Here is a 14,552-nt window from a genome sequence, read left to right as displayed (position 1 = left end):
CTTACGGGGCCAGGTCCCGCTTCATTAGCAACGCGTGGCCGAGAACGAGCCCCACGACTCCGACCCCGACCAGAACTCCCAGCTGCGGCCACAACACGTGGCCCTGTGCCAGTGCGTCACCTGGCGTGTAGTAATGGAACGGGCTGATGAACCGCAGGGGCGCCGCCTTCGACCAGGCCAGCGCGATGAAGTTCACCGCGAAGCCGACCGCCCCGATGGCGATCGTCGCACCGATCACCTGCGCGCGTCGGCTCCCCCAGGCCGATACGGCCAGGGCCGGTCCGGCCAGACACAGTGCGAAGCCGCACCCCATCAGTCCCGCCGCGAAGACACCGCTCAACGGCACGTCCCGGTGGATGTCCGGCGACAGCCAGACGCCCGCCGCCACCGTCAGCGTCGCTGAGGTGTTGAGGGCGAGGGCGGCGATCACCACGGCGGCGGTCCGCTCGGCGAGGAGCCGGTTGCGGCTCACGGGGCGCACCACGATGAGCTCGATCGTCCCGGATTCCACGTCGGCCGCCACCGCGGCCGCGGCCAGCGCCCCGATAGCGGTCAGCTGCATGGCGATCCAGAAGGGATGCACCAATCCGGCCCCGAGCAGCCCCGGGTAGCTGGCGATCGATACGTCTCCGCCCGAACCGCTGAACGCACGGTACGCCGACGGAGGGCCCTTCCCGCCCGCAGAGAAGAGCTGCCCGGGTGCGATCGTGTTCGCCACCACCACGATCAGGGCCTCGAAGGCGACCATCCCCACCATGAGGGCCACCAGCATCCGCCGACGCCGGTGCAGTGCCAGCCACAGCAGGGGCCACCGCGTCTTCACGGCGCGGCCTCCTCCGCCTTGCCGTTGCGGTACAGATCCAGGAACGCCTCGTCCAGACCCGCCTCCTCCACGATGACGTCGGCCACCCCCAGGGCCAGCAGCTCACGCAGTGCCCCCACGACCTCGCTCGGGGGTACCAGGAGCTCCACCCTGTCGCCTTCCCAGCGGGGCGCCCACTGCTCCGCGCGCCCCAAACGGCGCGTTCCTTTTCCGTCATCGAAGGCCAGGCGGATCCGCCGCGCACGCGCCTCCCGGAGGGCGGCCACGCTCTCCACGGTTACCAGGCGCCCTTCCCGGACGATCGCCACTCGTCCGCAGGCCCGCTGCACCTCCGGCAGCACGTGGCTGGACAACAGCACCGTGCGGCCGTCGGCCGCTGCCTGCTCCATCAGCTCGAAGAACGTCTCCTGCACCAGAGGGTCCAGCCCCTCGGTCGGCTCGTCCAGGACCACCAGCTGGGGATCGTGCTGCAGCGCCTGCACCAGGCCCAGTTTCTGCTTCATGCCGCGCGAGTACCCGCCCACCGTGCGCCGCAGGACCGCGGGCGTCAGCCCCAGCCGCTCGCACAGCTCAGCTCGCCTCGTGCAGGGCCGGCCTTGGAGTGAACACAGGAGGTCGAGGGTCTGCGCCCCGGTGAGCTCCGGGTACAGCCGCAGCTCACCCGGGAGATAGCCGAGTTCCCGAGCCACCCGGCGGTGATCGGCGAGCGGGTCCATCCCCAGCACCCGGACGTGTCCGGCGGTTGGGCGCAGCAAACCCGTCAGGCACCTGAGCGTGGTGGTCTTGCCCGCCCCGTTGGGCCCGAGGAAGCCGAACACCTCGCCCCGACCGATGCCGAGCGTGAGTTCCTCCACCCCGACCACGGCCCCGTATCGCTTGGTCAGTCCCCTGAGCTCAATCGCATCCATGGCACCCACCCCACCAGTCTGTGCCCTGGCCCAGGCCGACGCGCAGCGAGCAGGGAGCCTCCCCGGGACAGCGCGGCACCCGAAGACACCCGTGCCGTTCTGCGCCACGGCTCGGGTGTCACGCGGGCCTCCGCCGGGCGCAGCGCATGGCCCGGACTCCGGCGGAGGTCGCATACGGGGCCGTGCTCCAAGAGTCCGCCCAACGGGTCGACCGCACGTCGGCCTGCGGTTGTCACCACCTGACACCTGGTCGCATGTCGGCCTGCGCATCGTCTGCCGTCTCTACGAGATGAGCGGATGCGCTGCACGACGGAGCCGACGTAGCCGCTTCAGTCGGACGGCAGCCGGCGGACGCGAGCTCCGAACACACGCCACCGCCGCTCATTGTCGCGCACAAGCGTTGCCGATTCCGCGAGGAGGTCCGCCGCCCGGTCGAGCAGCTCGGACGCCGAGAAGAGGTAAGCAGGGGCGTTCCGCTCGGACCCCAGGTCAGCTCGCAGCGCCGCGGGAGAGAACTTGACCCGATCCAACAAGTCAATGGAGCGGCGCAGCAGATGGGCAACCAGCGCCAGCAACCCCGCCGACTGCCAGTCGTTGGCGACGATGCGGTGCCGCTCCCCGAGCAGATCGGCAAGCACTGGATAGGCAGCCAAGAGGCCGACGGCCTCCCATGCCTGCTCCATCGCGTGCGCCAGCCAGATTCCGGTCTGCTCACTGTCTTCCGCGATTTCCCTGACATCCCGCTTCAGCCGCTGAAGCTCGACGGGCTCGTCCGCCCCTTCCATGAAGAGGATCCCCGACTCCGCGACAAGTCCGGGGGCATTCAGATCCTCCGCACCTGCGAACGGATTCCGTGCCGACTCACCGACGTCGGTCACACTCCATCTGTCCGCCAGCGACTTCAGCGCCCGGGACCGCGCCTGAAGCTCGCCCGCCTGCCGCAGCGGAGCCTGTGCGTAGAACTGCTCGTGTTCGCGATGGAACCGGGCCAGGTTGACGATCACCTGCAACAACGGTTCAGGAGGGATGGACGCCGTCTGCTCCTCGGGCATGGGAGAAGTGTCCGCCCGGAGCGACGCCCACCCGGTTGACAACACGCCGCCCTCGTCGCGGACCGAGACCAGCGAGGCCACCACCGCAGTCGCCGAATCTCCCCCTGCCGGTGCAGAGCCAACCGCAGCGGAGCCCGTCGGCCCCGGCGTCGCGGCATCCGTCGCGGCTCCCTCACCAGGAGCGCAGGCCGCTCTACGGGCGGAGCCGAACCCATCCCGGAGGCGAACCGGGCATGGCTCACCCCGTAGAGCGCCACACGACGGGCAAAGAGCACAGCACGGCGGTGCTGGATGTACGGGGCCTGGTGTGCGCCACCCGGCAGAGAACGGCTGCGGCTGTACTCGGACGCCGGGCCGGGTGCGCTCTCAATCACGGGCTGCTGAACTGCCGGTCTGAGGCCGTGATGCGGCAGGGTTCCGGCCTGCCGTGCTTTCACCGACCCGTACCCGCGCCCCCGCGGTGCGACGGGCTGAGGCGCATGCCTGCAGGCCACGGCGCAGGATGCTGGTGGGTGCACAGCGCGGGTTTCCGTTGATGTCGGCGGGCGGGTACAGGCTGTCGAGCAGGTCCAGGAGGCGGCGGGGCTGTGGCTGCCAGTTGTCGCCGAAGAACGCGATGCCGCGTCCGTCGAGACGGCGGACGAATTCGAGGAGGCCGCGCAAGCCGGTGACGTCGATGAACCTCAGGCTCCGCATGTCGCAGGCCACCATCACGACACCGTCGTCGAGGGCGGCCTGCGTCTCGTCGAGAGCAGACCGGGTGTCGAGGTCGAGCTCACCGGCGGGGGTGAGGTGCACGATCGGCCCGTAGCGCCTGATCGGCATGCGGAAGTCCATGTCGTCTCACCTCGCCCTGATCGGCTGGTTCGGTGCACGCCTGACGCATACGACCCGGCGCGGCCGCGTCGATGGTCCCGCTGCCCCGAAACCGTCCGCAAGCCGGTCCCGGGGAGCTCGGAGGCCGGGTCAGGCGGCGTGCTGGGGCTGGCACAGTTCTGCCTGGCCGAAGAGGAGGGCGTAGCCGCCGGGAAGCTGCTGGAGGATGCGGGCGAGGAGGTCGGGCCCGGCGAGGCGGGCGACGACGGCGAGTACGGCTCCGGTGTCCCAGCGGGCGATGGCGGGGGTGGCACCGGATCGTGCGGCCATGTCTTTGACGAAACCCCAGCCGGTGAGGTGCTCGGTGTCGGGAATCTGAGCGGTCAGGGCGAGGGCGGCCTCGGCGGGCAGGGCCTGGGCAAGGTCGACGCGTTCCTTGCCGGTGACCTGCCGGCCCAGGGCGACCAGGACGGTACGGACGGCTTCCTCGGCGCGTTCCCGGGTGGGGTAGGCGCCTTCGTAGCGCACACGTTCCAGCATCTGGTCGAACGTCATGGCCACGGCGGACGGGTTCGGTCGAGGCTGGTCGTACATGGTGCAGCGGCTTTCTCGTGAAGGGCCCGCCATTCGGGCGGGCGGTGTCGGGGATCAGGTGGGCCGGTGGCCGAAGAGGAGGTCGTAGCCGGGCGGGAGCTGCAGCAGAACCTCGTGCAGGAGGGCGTCTCCCGCCGCTGCGGCCACGGTGGAGAGGACCGCGCCGATGTCCCACAGGGCCGTCTTCTCGGTGGCGCCTTCGATCCAGGCCGCGGTCGCGCGGACGAAGCGTTCGGGGGAAAGCGGTTCCGCGGCCTGCAGGGGGTTGAGCAGGATCAGGGCGTACGTCTCGGGGAGGCGTGCGGCGAGTTCGGCCCGCACGTTGCCCACCAGGTGGGCACCGAGCAGGGCCAGGACGACGCGGGCCGTGCGTTCCGCCTCTTCCCGGGTCTGGTACTCGCCGCCTTCCTGGACGTGGTCGAGGAACGCCTCCTGGCGCATCGGCATCACGTCACCTCCAAGGGAGCGTGTGTGTGCGGAGGACGGGTACCGGAGGGAGGGGTTCCCGTCCTCCGCGGTACGGCGGGTTCAGCCGGAGATCTGCTTGCGGCCGGACTCGCCGCCGATGGCGATCTTCCGCGGCTTGGCGCGCTCGGCGATCGGGATGCGCAGGGTCAGGACACCCGCGTCGTAGTCGGCTTCGATGTGCTCGGTGTCGAGGGTGTCGGCCAGCATGACCTGGCGGGAGAAGACACCCAGGGGCCGCTCTGAAAGCTCCATCTGCACGGTGTCACCGCTCGCCGCGGGCCTGCGCTCGGCCTTCACGGTCAGCATGTTCCGCTCGACGTCGATGTCGATCGCCTCGGTGCTCACGCCGGGGAGGTCGAAGGCGATCACGTACGCGTCGCCCTCGCGGTAGGCGTCCATCGGCATCACGGTCGGCTTGGACCAGGTCCCGGTCGTACCGGACAGCTGCTGGAAGATCCGGTCCATCTCGCGGAACGGGTCGGTGCGCATCAGCATCGCGAAACACCTCCAGTTGGTTCAGGCAGGAACTGCCCATGCGCTTCAACGTGCTCCCGTTGTAGCATGTCATCGGAACGATGACAAGCAAGGGGTCATCTGGAGGATGACATGCGACGGAGAGTGCCATGAACGAGGCCGTCGAGCCGCCGGCACCGGTTCCCTTCCTCGCCGCGGCCGCGGCGCTGGAGGCCATCGACCGGGCCCTCAAGGACGCGCAGGGATCAAACGCGGGATCACCGAGGACTACGACGGCAGCGTCCGAGCCGGACCCGGGCCCACACCCGGCCCTGGCCGCGCTGCTGATGCTGCGCGAGATTCGCGAGCAGCTCTCCGGCTGGGAGAGCGGCCTGATCGAAACCGCCCGCGGCCGGGGGGCCAGCTGGGCCGACCTCGCCGGCCCCCTCGGCGTCGCCAGCCGGCAGGCCGCCGAACGGCGCTACCTGCGCCTGCGGCCCGGCAGGGACGGCAGCACCGGCGAGGAACGCGTCCAGGCCACCCGCGACACCCGCGCGGCAGAGCGCAGCGTGAACGCCTGGGCCCGCGACAACGCTGCCGACCTTCGCCGCCTCGCCGGCCAGATCACCGCACTCACCAGCCTTCCGGGCGGCGCCGAGACTGCCATCGGAGACCTGAACCTGGCCCTCGCCGACAACGACGCCGCCCGCCTCGTTCGCCCCCTGACCGACACCCGGCCCCATCTGAGACCCGAGGACGCCGCCCTCGCCGAACGCCTCGACGCCCTCACCCGCCACACCGACCAGCTCCGCCAGGACACCCACGACCAGCGCAGCACGTGACCCGCACCCCGAGCCACCTCACCAGCCGACGTGCGCGGCAGCCGGCGAGCGTCGAGCCCCGGGCTGCCGTCTTCTCGGCCATGTCGTTTCGGTGTCGCATTCCGGCGCCGGACATGACAGGGCTCGGCCGGGTGGTACCTCCCGGCCGAGCCCTGCGTGCGTGGGGTCCAGCGTGGCTCAGAAGTGTTCCTCCGGCAGGTCGCGCTTGTCTCGGAGCTGCTCTTCCTCGCGGCGGTGCTCGCGTTCCGGGTCCTCACCGCGCTTCCTCCGGGAGGACTGGGCGGTCCCAGGATGGACCCGGTCCCGGCCGGGGCGGCGCATGGCTTCCGTCTACTCGCGCCCCAGGCCGGGTTTCCGGCGCTTGTCGTGCATACCGCCCATGACCCTGCGGCTCCTCAATGCCTGGGATTTCCTCCCGTCCACGCTCACACGCACTGTCACCGATCGCATCATTTCAATGGCAGATCGTGGCGGACGGGTGATGCCCGCAGAGGAGCGGCACGCGTCGAGAGGCGCAGGGCTGGGCGGGCCCCGAGGATGAATGCGGCCCCTTATCCCCGCTGTGAGGAGTTCCTTCCATGCTGGAGCGAAAGCCGCGCAAGAACCGCACCGAGGTCACTTTCGTCCTGCCCGCCGATTCCCCGCCCGGCCCGGTCAGCGTGGTCGGCGACTTCAACGACTGGCAGCCCGGCGCCCATACGCTGGCGCCGCGCCGTGACGGCACCCGGGCCGTGACCGTTGCCCTGCCCGAAGGCAGTGAGCACTCCTTCCGCTACCTGGCCGCCGGTGACTACTGGTTCGACGAAGAGGGCGCCGACGGCCACGACGGCATCAACAGCCGCCTGCACACCTGAACGGCCCAGCGGATGTGACCGGCGGCCGCGGGTTCGCGTCGGAGGTACCGGCGCGTGTCCCGGCCCCGCCATCTGGGGCCGGATCCGTGTGACGGCCCTGCCTACCGTGCCCGGCGGCAAGGGCCGTCGTTCGCGTTAGGTCCCCGCAGGCAGTCCGACCCCAGGCAAGGGCAGGCCGCGCCTGCGCGACGCTCAGGATCATGCATCCAGGACCGACAGGAGCCTGCCGTGGAATCTCCCCACGGTCCATGGCCGACCCTGGCCAGGCATGCGCGGTCAAGTCGGCTCATCGACGTGCGCTCATCCTGCTGCGTGAGCCGGCACCTCGTCCGTTCCACGGTGAACCGCGGGGGTGAGCGGCCACGGCGCGAAGGGGACAGGTCCTCTGGTGCGCACGGCCTCCACCGCGCACTGGTGTACCGAGCGAGCCTCCTCGGCGGACGGGCAGGGCACGGGACTGCCGACCAGCGTGCACCACTTCGACGCGCCCGCGTACTGGACGGCAACATGTGCCTGCCTTGCGTCCCAGGTGGTGCGGACCGTCAGTTCCCCGGTGAGGGATCCTGCTTCGGCGGTGAGCACCCCGCCGGAGCCGGTGAACACCCCTGGGGTGGTCCATGTTGTGGATGCCATGTCAGATCACCTCGGAACAGGCATGGTCTGTCCTCATGTCATGGTCCGCCGCCGGGGCGGAGCAGCACAGGGCCATGCGGTCCCACAACGGGGGTCCGCTCGGCCCTCGCCGACTCCGGCACCCCGTCCTACGGTCAACCACATGGATCCAGTGGGAAGGAGCCGGACGATGAACGTGTCCGCGTACATGTCCGCCCCCGCCGTGTCCGTCAACGCCACCACGACGATCGGGGAGGCGGCCCGATGCATGGACCTCCACGGCGTCGGCTGCTTGGTCGTGACGGAGGGAACAGTATTGCGCGGCATTGTCACCGACCGTGACATCGCAGTGCGCGCCGTGGCCGGAGAGTTCGACCGCGATGATCCTGTGGGAGCGGTCATGACGGCTCCGGCTGTCACCGTCGATGCCGCCCAGGACATCCAGGCGGCGTACCGGACGTTCCGCAACAGCGGCGTCCGGCGCCTCCCTGTCCTGGACGGGCATCGAGTAGTGGGCATGCTGACCGTGGACGACCTGCTCATGGACGTCTTCCGCAGGGTGGCGGATCTGCTCGGCCCGGTCGCCTGGAGCGTCCTCGAGGAGCCCCCCGGCCCCCGGGACGAGATCGGCCCGCGCGCACGAAAGCAAGGAAAGAGCCCGCCCGCTTCTCGCGGATCCTGATCGGGGCGGCTACGAATTGACTGCCCGGAGCCTGAAGCCGGTGACCACGCCCGGTCTGATCCGAACGGCATCTGATGACGGTGCGTCGGCCCAGGACTTGAGGCGCTGCGCATAGCGGTTCAGCTCGGTCGGGTCGGTGACGGCGCTGGCATAGCCGGTGGCCACCACGCTCCAGCCCAGACGGGTGTCAGGGTCGATGGCGTCGGCCTCGTAGGCCACGACCACGTCCGGACTGTCCGGGGCCGTGAGCAGGGCCGCCAGTGTCGAGCCGTCCTGAACGCGGACGATGATGTCGCCGTCGTCAAGGAGATGGTTAACGGGGCGCACGGCAGGCAGAGCATGGCGGGTGAACACGATGCGGCCCAGTCCGACGGTTCCGAGCAGCCGGAGCGCTTCCTCGGTGCCGATCTCTTCCGTTCGCCTCCGGGGCGTAGGGCCGGCAGGAGCGACGGCGGCGCTGCCGACCGGGCGGTTCTCCATCGTTGGCACCCTCCGTCCATGGGACCGGGGCGGGGTCGCGGTGTGCTCTCCAGCGTCCCCGTTCCCGACGCGCCCAGGCATAGGCCGTTCGGTCCCTGCATGGGCCCACAGGACCCATACCCCGGGCAGACACACTCGCCAAGACTGGATATGGACCCGAATCAGGAGGCCGTTCATGAGCACTCCTTCTCCCATCCGCATCAATGCCGCGCTGCCGGCCGACTGCCGTTCGCGCTTGATGGAGTTCGCCCGCGAGGTCAACCTCGACGAGGGGACCCGCCTCTTCCACGAGGGGGGTCGTGCGGACCGGTTCTGGATCGTCCGGTCGGGCACCGTGACCCTGGACGTGCACGTTCCCGGTCGACGCGCGGCTGTCATCGAGACCCTCGGGGCCGGGGAGCTGGTCGGCTGCTCGTGGCTGTTCAAGCCCTACACGTGGCGCCTCGGCGCCGAGGCGATGACACCGGTCCGTGCCTACGAGTTCGACGCGGTGGAGGTCCGATCCCTGATGGATTCCGATACCACCTTCGGCTCGGCCCTGGGCCATTGGGTGGGGCAGGTCCTCGCCCATCGGCTACAAGCCGCTCGGATCCGCCTGCTTGATCTGTACGCGCCCTACGGCAGCGGCAGTTTCCTCTGACCCGCGACCGACGGGGGGCACGGTGACGGTGAGGACACCGTCGGCGGCAACGATCGACGCCTCAGAACGGGTGGCCTCGGCGTGACGGGCGGTGGTTCGTCAGGGCCTCCCCGATGACGGCGGGCATCTCGTCCGCGACTTCGGGTGATGCGTCCGTGTCGATGTGGCCCTCCATGCGCAGGGCCAGGGCGAAGCCGAGGGCTGCCGCGGCTTCGGCCACGGCCTGGACGGTGCGGGAGCGCAGTTTGGGCGAAGCGCCGAAACGAAACCGGCGAGCCTCCAGTCGTCACCGTTGACACCCAGTGCGCCGTACTCGGCGTCCACGAGGACGACGGCGGCCTCGACGATACCGTGCAGAACGTGGGGCAGGTCGAGCTCACGGCCGACCGACATGACGGCCTCCAGCAGGCCGTTCAGCCGGTCGCGAGTGCCCCGGACCTCGTCGATGCGGACTTGGCGCTCTTCGAGGAGCCCTCCGGCCATCGGAGGCCGTGCCGGGCGACCACCTCCACGGTAGTCTCGGCAGGATGTCCCTTCCGGTCTGGGTGCTATTGCTCCGTATGGCGGGGCCTGCCCGACTCGGCATGCAGGTGCCGGACGTGGGCGGCCGGGCCGGGGAAGAACACGGTGGTACGACCCGTGTCGGACCAGCGCACGTCGTAGGGCGGGGTGCCGTCCTCATGATGGAGGGCGATGACTTCGCCGTCGCGGCCTGGCCTTCCGACGGTGGGGCCGCCCACGACGATCTGGTCGCCCACCTCGGCGTGCACTCCGGTTCCCGGTACGTACGTCTTCATGATCATGCCTTTCTGTGGAACGCGCCCCGGAGGATCCGGGCGGCGATGAACGCCCCGAGACCGGCCGCGGCGGCGAGCCCCGCACCGGACCAGCCCACGGGCTCGGTGTCGAGCAGGGACTGGAGTGCGGGCACGTACAGAGCGGCTGTCGCCAGGAGCGCGGAGACCGCCACGGAGGCGGGGAGGAAGAGGTTCTGTGCGGTGAGCAGTCGGGCGCGCAGGCCCAGGGCCACTCCGAGCTGGGCCGCGAGCAGGGCCAGGAAGAGCACGCTCTGCCAGGGCAGGTCCATAGCACGTGCGACGATGCCGGCGGCCAGGCTCAAGGTCGTCACGACTGCGGCGAGTACCAGGAGGCGTTGCCACACGCCTGCGGCCAGGATGTGCTGTCCGGGCGGGCGCGGTGGGCGTCGCATGGCCTGCGGAGTGACGGGTTCGGCGCCCATGGCCACGCCCGTCAGCCCGTGGGTGAGGAGGTTGATCCACAGGATCTGGCCTGCCCGCAGGGGCAACGCCAGGCCGAGCACCGGGCCTGCCAGCATCACCAGTATCTCGGCGGCTCCGCCCGCCATGGCGTAGACGAGGAAGCGCCGGATGTTGTCGTAGACGCGGCGGCCTTCCTCTACGGCCTTCACCACGGTGGACAGCTCGTCGTCGGTGAGCACGAGGTCCGCCGCCTGGCGGGCGACCTCGGTTCCGCGGGCGCCCATGGCCACACCGATGTCAGCCTGGTGGAGGGCGGGGCCGTCGTTGACGCCGTCCCCGGTCATGGCCGTTACGGCGCCCCGGGCGCGCCATGCGCGGACGATGTCCAGCTTCTGCTGCGGGTCGGTCCGGGCGAAGACACGGATCCGGGTCAGGTCGGTGTCCGGGGCCGCGGCCAGTTCCGGCCCGGTGAGGACCTCACTGGCGGATCCGTCCTCGACGAGGCCGGTACGCACGGCGATGGCACGGGCCGTCGCCGGATGGTCGCCGGTGATCAGGACGGGGGTGATGCCCGCCGCGCGGCATGCTTCCAGGGTCGTGGCGGCCGACGCTTTGGGCGGGTCACTGATGGCGACGAGGCCCAGGAGGCTCAGTCCGTGCTCGGCCTCGGGAGCCGGCCGGTCCCACACGAGTCGCTCGGTTCCTGCCACGGCCAGGACCCGAAAGCCTTGCGCGGCCAGAAGAGCGGCCTGACGGCGGGCCCCGTCCAGAAGCTCCTGCGGTGCGGCAAGCACCTCGGCGGTCAGTACCGCCTCCGGCGCGCCCTTGAGGCATACCAGGACGTTTCCGTCCGGAAGATGGTGCAGTGTGGTCATACGCTTGCGGAGGCTGTCGAAGGGAGCTTCCGCGAACCGGGGACAGTCCCGGTGCAGGGCGGCCTGGTCCGGGCAACCCGCTCTCGCGGCTGCCGCCAGCAGCGCGGCCTCCATCGGATCGCCCACAGCCGTCCACATGTCCGAGCCCTTTCCGGGGGGCCGCAGGCCGGCGTCGTTGCACAGGGCCGCCGTCGTGAGCAGTTCCTGCAGTGGCCGGAGCTGGTCTGCCGCCAGGGGCTGCCCTTCTCGGGTCAGGCTTCCCAGCGGCTCGTAGCCGCTGCCGGTCACATCTGCGGTGCCGGAGGGCGTCCACAGGTGCTGGACCACCATGCGCCCCTCGGTGAGGGTGCCCGTCTTGTCCGTGGCCAGGATGCTCACGGAGCCAAGGGTTTCCACGGCCGGCAGACGGCGGACCAGGGCGTTGCGGGCTGCCATCCGGCGCGCTCCGAGCGCGAGGGCGAGGGTGACCACGGCGGGGAGGGACTCCGGCACTGCGGCGACAGCCAGGCTGATGGAGGTCACGGCCATCGTGCTCCACGGGAGGCCGCGTGCCAGGCCCAGGGCGAAGAACAGCACGCACAGGGCGATGGTGACGGCCGCCAGGATCCGGCCCAGTGATGCGAGGCGACGCTGGAGCGGGGTGAGGTCCCGGCCCGTGTCGAGGAGAGCCGCGATGCGCCCGAGGGCACTCGCCGGCCCCGTGGCGGTCGCGGTAGCGGACCCTCGGCCACGGACGACGACGGTGCCTGCGCTGACCGTGTCGTCCGCCGTCTTGTCCACCGGCTCGGATTCGCCCGTGAGCATGGATTCGTCCACCAGGAGTGCGGATGCCTCGGTCAGGTCGGCGTCTGCGGCGACGATGTCCCCCTCCCCCAGCAGCAGGACGTCACCCGGCACCACCAGTGCCGCCGGAACCTCGTGCGGGGTGCCGTCGCGCAGCACTCTCGCGTGCGGGGCGGAGAGGGCGGAGAGCGCGGCGACAGCGCGGTCCGCCCGGACTTCCTGCGCCACTCCCACGGTCGTGTTGAAGACGACCACCAGGCCGATGACGACGGCGTCCGGGTGGTCCCCGATCGCTATGGTCAGCACCATGGCCCCGAGGAGCACCATGATCAACGGGTCGCGGAGTTGGGCCAGCACCCGTCGGTGCAGCGGCGTGGACCGTGGGGGTGCGACTTCGTTCCTGCCGTACCGGGCCAGGCGGCGCTTGGCTTCGGCCTGGGTGAGCCCCGGTCCCGCCGGGAAGCCGACAGGCCGCGTGGTGGTCGTACGTATGGTCATGGCGGCATCATTCGCTCGGCACGGTGATCACAGGGCAGTGCGCACGGTGCAGGAGGCCGTGGACGACGGAACCGAGGCGCATTCCGGTGTATCCGCCGCGACCCCGGCGGCCTACCACCAGGGCCAGGGCGTGCTCGGCCGCCCGCGCCAGTTCCTCGACCGGGTGGCCCGTCATGGCCTCGTGGGTGACGTGCACGTCGGGGTACTTGTCCGACAGGCCTGCGGTGGCCTCGGAAAGCAGTGCGCGCTGTGCCCGCAGGGCGACTTCCTCGTCGTTCGGCATGAACAGGGCTGGTTGCCACACGCAGACGACCCGGAGCGCCGCTCCGCGCAGGTCCGCCTCGTCGAAGGCGAATGTCAGCGCGGCCGTGGCCGATGCGCTTCCGTCGAGGCCGACGACCACGTAGGGCGGCTGCCGGCTGATGTGCTCCCCCTCGCCCACGACGACGACTGGGCAACTGGCCTGGGCGCTGACGGGGACCACAATGGAGCCCGCGCTGAAGAACTCCGCGGTGCGGCTCAGGTGTCGCGAGCCGAGCACGACCAGCCGGGCCTCCTTGGCCACCCTGCCCAGGACAGGGGCGGGGAACCCGTGGAGTAGGTCGTCGGTGACGTCCACCTCCGGGTGACGGGCGTGTACCCAGTTGCGGGCCTGCTCGAGTCTGTCGGCTCCCGCCCGTCGCAGGGCCATGTGGCCGGGGGTGTCGTCGACGTGGTGGGTGTCGTGCTGCGGCGCCACCGCGAGCACCAGGCGCAAGGGAAGCCGACGGCGGTGCGCCTCGTCGGCGGCCCAGGCGAGGGGCAGATGCCAGTCCCTGGCTGGGTCGATCCCGACGACGATGTCTCGGCCCTTGCGGCCGGTCATGGCCTGCTCCCGAAGTCGCTGCCCATCCGGGGAATGAGGAGGACGGGGCAGTGCGCGTGGTGCAGGACGCTGTGCGTGGCCCTGCCCAGGCTGCGGGTAATCCCGAGGGCGCCGGGGACCCGGCGGCCGCCCATGACGAGCAGGTCGGCGCGGCGGGAAGCCTCGACCAGGACGCCGGCCACGGAGATGCTCTTCTCGGCGTCGGCCCGCACCCCGAGGTCGGGGAACTCGTCGCGGACCGCGTCGGTGACGGCACGCAAGGCTTCTGCGTGCGTGGCCGCGATCTCGTCGACGTCGTCGAGCATGCTCACAACCAGGCCTACGGACTGCAGGATGTTCCAGACGTGCAGGAGTCGGAGCGATCCCTTGCGCAGTACGGCCTCGCACGCGGCGTAGCGGGCGTACAGGAGGTCGTGCTCGTCACGGATGGCGGCGAGGACGGTTCCGGTCTCCTTGGCCCCGTCGAGGCCCCGGACAATGACGACCGGGGTCATGGCGGCAGCCGCGACGTCCAGGCCGACCGAGCCGAGCATGAGCGAGTCGAATCCGCCGACGCCGCGATTGCCCACCACGATGGTGCCGTGCAGGGCGCCGGCCCGGTGGAGGGTGCTGACGGCGTCGGCTCGGCTGAACTCCGTGCTCACGCGCAGACCGGGGTACTGGTCGGTAACAGCCTTCGCCGTTTCGTCCAGGAGTTCCCGGCCGTTGGCGCGGACCCGTTCAATGGTTTCCGCCGACAGGTAGAGGGCCCTGCCGTCGGTGTCGGCCCCGTAGACGATGTGCAGGGGGCGGTCGCGGCGTGCGGCCTCTGCTGCTGCCCACATGGCGGCCGTACGTGCCGCGTTCGAGCCGTCGACGCCAACAACCACTGAACTGGTATCCGGGGTGCGGAAGGTGCTTTCCACGGTTCCTCCCAACCGATAAGCCCACGGGAGACACCACTCACTGTGGCACTGCCGACGCGCCCGGGCGAGGGCCGCCCAGGACCGCGATCGGGACCAAAGGTCCCCGTCGTCCCGCGCGCCGCCGCTCCGCCCGAGGGCCATGGCCTTCCCGGCCCCCGGATGGGACCGTTCGGCCCTCGCTC

At 70.7% G+C, this 14,552-nt stretch carries 17 protein-coding genes and 2 pseudogenes; 4 read left to right on the top strand and 15 right to left on the bottom strand.

Features of this window, described 5'->3' with window-relative positions:
* Window position 1 precedes the first annotated feature (1 nt).
* The 7 genes from ACXNSR_RS33360 to ACXNSR_RS33330 form a co-directional block, all read right to left on the bottom strand.
* Entirely contained in the window at window positions 2-823 is an 822-nt protein-coding gene (locus ACXNSR_RS33360; RefSeq protein ID WP_329096311.1) for an ABC transporter permease subunit, read from the bottom strand.
* The gene (locus ACXNSR_RS33355) at window positions 820-1,731 is read right to left on the bottom strand and encodes an ABC transporter ATP-binding protein (protein WP_458639072.1); all 912 of its coding nucleotides are present in this window, start codon (window positions 1,729-1,731) and stop codon (window positions 820-822) included. Before ACXNSR_RS33355 ends, ACXNSR_RS33360 begins: the two co-directional genes overlap by 4 nt.
* Window positions 1,732-2,060: 329 nt before the next feature.
* A complete protein-coding gene (locus ACXNSR_RS33350) occupies window positions 2,061-2,783 on the bottom strand; it encodes a hypothetical protein (protein ID WP_458639071.1) in 723 nt (240 codons plus the stop codon).
* 366 nt (window positions 2,784-3,149) lie between these two features.
* Entirely contained in the window at window positions 3,150-3,620 is a 471-nt protein-coding gene (locus ACXNSR_RS33345) for an STAS domain-containing protein (RefSeq protein WP_458639070.1), read from the bottom strand.
* A 129-nt stretch (window positions 3,621-3,749) separates the two neighbouring features.
* Complete coding sequence (locus ACXNSR_RS33340; protein WP_458639069.1) at window positions 3,750-4,193, bottom strand: DUF2267 domain-containing protein; 444 nt, start codon at window positions 4,191-4,193, stop codon at window positions 3,750-3,752.
* Between the two features lie 54 nt (window positions 4,194-4,247).
* Window positions 4,248-4,640, bottom strand: coding sequence for a DUF2267 domain-containing protein (locus ACXNSR_RS33335; RefSeq protein WP_458639068.1), 393 nt, complete (start codon window positions 4,638-4,640; stop codon window positions 4,248-4,250).
* An 81-nt stretch (window positions 4,641-4,721) separates the two neighbouring features.
* A complete protein-coding gene (locus ACXNSR_RS33330) occupies window positions 4,722-5,156 on the bottom strand; it encodes an Hsp20/alpha crystallin family protein (RefSeq protein WP_458639067.1) in 435 nt (144 codons plus the stop codon).
* A gap of 128 nt (window positions 5,157-5,284) precedes the next feature.
* Between ACXNSR_RS33330 and ACXNSR_RS33325 the strand changes: the two genes are divergently transcribed.
* Both ACXNSR_RS33325 and ACXNSR_RS33320 read left to right on the top strand, forming a co-directional pair.
* Window positions 5,285-5,956, top strand: a complete 672-nt coding sequence (locus ACXNSR_RS33325; RefSeq protein WP_458639066.1) for an HSP18 transcriptional regulator — start codon at window positions 5,285-5,287, stop codon at window positions 5,954-5,956.
* Window positions 5,957-6,534: 578 nt separating this feature from the next.
* Window positions 6,535-6,810, top strand: a complete 276-nt coding sequence (locus tag ACXNSR_RS33320; RefSeq protein WP_326747019.1) for an isoamylase early set domain-containing protein — start codon at window positions 6,535-6,537, stop codon at window positions 6,808-6,810.
* 300 nt (window positions 6,811-7,110) lie between these two features.
* On the opposite strand, the gene ACXNSR_RS33315 is transcribed toward ACXNSR_RS33320, so the two are convergent.
* Window positions 7,111-7,443, bottom strand: a complete 333-nt coding sequence (locus ACXNSR_RS33315; RefSeq protein ID WP_458639065.1) for a hypothetical protein — start codon at window positions 7,441-7,443, stop codon at window positions 7,111-7,113.
* Between the two features lie 169 nt (window positions 7,444-7,612).
* On the opposite strand from ACXNSR_RS33315, the gene ACXNSR_RS33310 reads away from it, so the two are divergent.
* Entirely contained in the window at window positions 7,613-8,104 is a 492-nt protein-coding gene (locus ACXNSR_RS33310) for a CBS domain-containing protein (RefSeq protein WP_458639064.1), read from the top strand.
* 9 nt (window positions 8,105-8,113) lie between these two features.
* Here ACXNSR_RS33310 and ACXNSR_RS33305 read toward each other — a convergent pair whose 3' ends face one another.
* A complete protein-coding gene (locus tag ACXNSR_RS33305) occupies window positions 8,114-8,584 on the bottom strand; it encodes a pyridoxamine 5'-phosphate oxidase family protein (protein WP_458639063.1) in 471 nt (156 codons plus the stop codon).
* Window positions 8,585-8,759: 175 nt separating this feature from the next.
* Between ACXNSR_RS33305 and ACXNSR_RS33300 the strand changes: the two genes are divergently transcribed.
* On the top strand, window positions 8,760-9,224 hold the full coding sequence (locus ACXNSR_RS33300) for a Crp/Fnr family transcriptional regulator (RefSeq protein WP_030648648.1): 465 nt from the start codon (window positions 8,760-8,762) through the stop codon (window positions 9,222-9,224).
* Between the two features lie 61 nt (window positions 9,225-9,285).
* On the opposite strand, the gene ACXNSR_RS33295 is transcribed toward ACXNSR_RS33300, so the two are convergent.
* The 6 genes and pseudogenes from ACXNSR_RS33295 to ACXNSR_RS33270 all read right to left on the bottom strand — a co-directional run bounded on the left by ACXNSR_RS33295 (window position 9,286) and on the right by ACXNSR_RS33270 (window position 14,370).
* Window positions 9,286-9,444 carry a hypothetical protein gene (locus ACXNSR_RS33295; protein WP_458643586.1) on the bottom strand — a complete coding sequence of 53 codons (159 nt, stop codon included), beginning with the start codon at window positions 9,442-9,444 and terminating at the stop codon, window positions 9,286-9,288.
* 41 nt (window positions 9,445-9,485) lie between these two features.
* Window positions 9,486-9,707 (bottom strand): annotated as a pseudogene (locus tag ACXNSR_RS33290) (histidine kinase); the annotation flags it as partial.
* Between the two features lie 83 nt (window positions 9,708-9,790).
* Window positions 9,791-9,994: pseudogene (locus tag ACXNSR_RS33285) on the bottom strand (DUF1918 domain-containing protein); the annotation flags it as partial.
* Window positions 9,995-10,023: 29 nt separating this feature from the next.
* Window positions 10,024-12,600 (bottom strand): cation-translocating P-type ATPase, encoded by a 2,577-nt coding sequence (locus tag ACXNSR_RS33280; protein WP_458639062.1) that lies wholly within the window; start codon window positions 12,598-12,600, stop codon window positions 10,024-10,026.
* Window positions 12,601-12,607: 7 nt separating this feature from the next.
* Window positions 12,608-13,465 (bottom strand): universal stress protein, encoded by an 858-nt coding sequence (locus ACXNSR_RS33275; RefSeq protein ID WP_458639061.1) that lies wholly within the window; start codon window positions 13,463-13,465, stop codon window positions 12,608-12,610.
* Complete coding sequence (locus ACXNSR_RS33270) at window positions 13,462-14,370, bottom strand: universal stress protein (protein ID WP_458639060.1); 909 nt, start codon at window positions 14,368-14,370, stop codon at window positions 13,462-13,464. The genes ACXNSR_RS33275 and ACXNSR_RS33270 overlap by 4 nt, the downstream gene beginning before the upstream one ends.
* Between the last annotated feature and the right edge of the window lie 182 nt (window positions 14,371-14,552).

It is taken from the genome of Streptomyces sp. NC-S4 (assembly GCF_054353315.1).
This window is presented reverse-complemented; position numbering and strand designations above follow the sequence as displayed.

What these genes read in the sequence shown, in the direction of transcription:
- ACXNSR_RS33300 (WP_030648648.1), top strand. Translation starts at nt 8,760, where the DNA reads ATGAGCACTCCTTCTCCCATCCGCATCAATGCCGCGCTGCCGGCCGAC.
- ACXNSR_RS33350 (WP_458639071.1), bottom strand. Translation starts at nt 2,783, where the DNA reads ATGCCCGAGGAGCAGACGGCGTCCATCCCTCCTGAACCGTTGTTGCAG.
- ACXNSR_RS33340 (WP_458639069.1), bottom strand. Translation starts at nt 4,193, where the DNA reads ATGTACGACCAGCCTCGACCGAACCCGTCCGCCGTGGCCATGACGTTC.
- ACXNSR_RS33335 (WP_458639068.1), bottom strand. Translation starts at nt 4,640, where the DNA reads ATGCCGATGCGCCAGGAGGCGTTCCTCGACCACGTCCAGGAAGGCGGC.
- ACXNSR_RS33345 (WP_458639070.1), bottom strand. Translation starts at nt 3,620, where the DNA reads ATGGACTTCCGCATGCCGATCAGGCGCTACGGGCCGATCGTGCACCTC.
- ACXNSR_RS33280 (WP_458639062.1), bottom strand. Translation starts at nt 12,600, where the DNA reads ATGACCATACGTACGACCACCACGCGGCCTGTCGGCTTCCCGGCGGGA.
- ACXNSR_RS33310 (WP_458639064.1), top strand. Translation starts at nt 7,613, where the DNA reads ATGAACGTGTCCGCGTACATGTCCGCCCCCGCCGTGTCCGTCAACGCC.
- ACXNSR_RS33320 (WP_326747019.1), top strand. Translation starts at nt 6,535, where the DNA reads ATGCTGGAGCGAAAGCCGCGCAAGAACCGCACCGAGGTCACTTTCGTC.
- ACXNSR_RS33305 (WP_458639063.1), bottom strand. Translation starts at nt 8,584, where the DNA reads ATGGAGAACCGCCCGGTCGGCAGCGCCGCCGTCGCTCCTGCCGGCCCT.
- ACXNSR_RS33355 (WP_458639072.1), bottom strand. Translation starts at nt 1,731, where the DNA reads ATGGATGCGATTGAGCTCAGGGGACTGACCAAGCGATACGGGGCCGTG.
- ACXNSR_RS33315 (WP_458639065.1), bottom strand. Translation starts at nt 7,443, where the DNA reads ATGGCATCCACAACATGGACCACCCCAGGGGTGTTCACCGGCTCCGGC.
- ACXNSR_RS33325 (WP_458639066.1), top strand. Translation starts at nt 5,285, where the DNA reads ATGAACGAGGCCGTCGAGCCGCCGGCACCGGTTCCCTTCCTCGCCGCG.
- ACXNSR_RS33275 (WP_458639061.1), bottom strand. Translation starts at nt 13,465, where the DNA reads ATGACCGGCCGCAAGGGCCGAGACATCGTCGTCGGGATCGACCCAGCC.
- ACXNSR_RS33330 (WP_458639067.1), bottom strand. Translation starts at nt 5,156, where the DNA reads ATGCTGATGCGCACCGACCCGTTCCGCGAGATGGACCGGATCTTCCAG.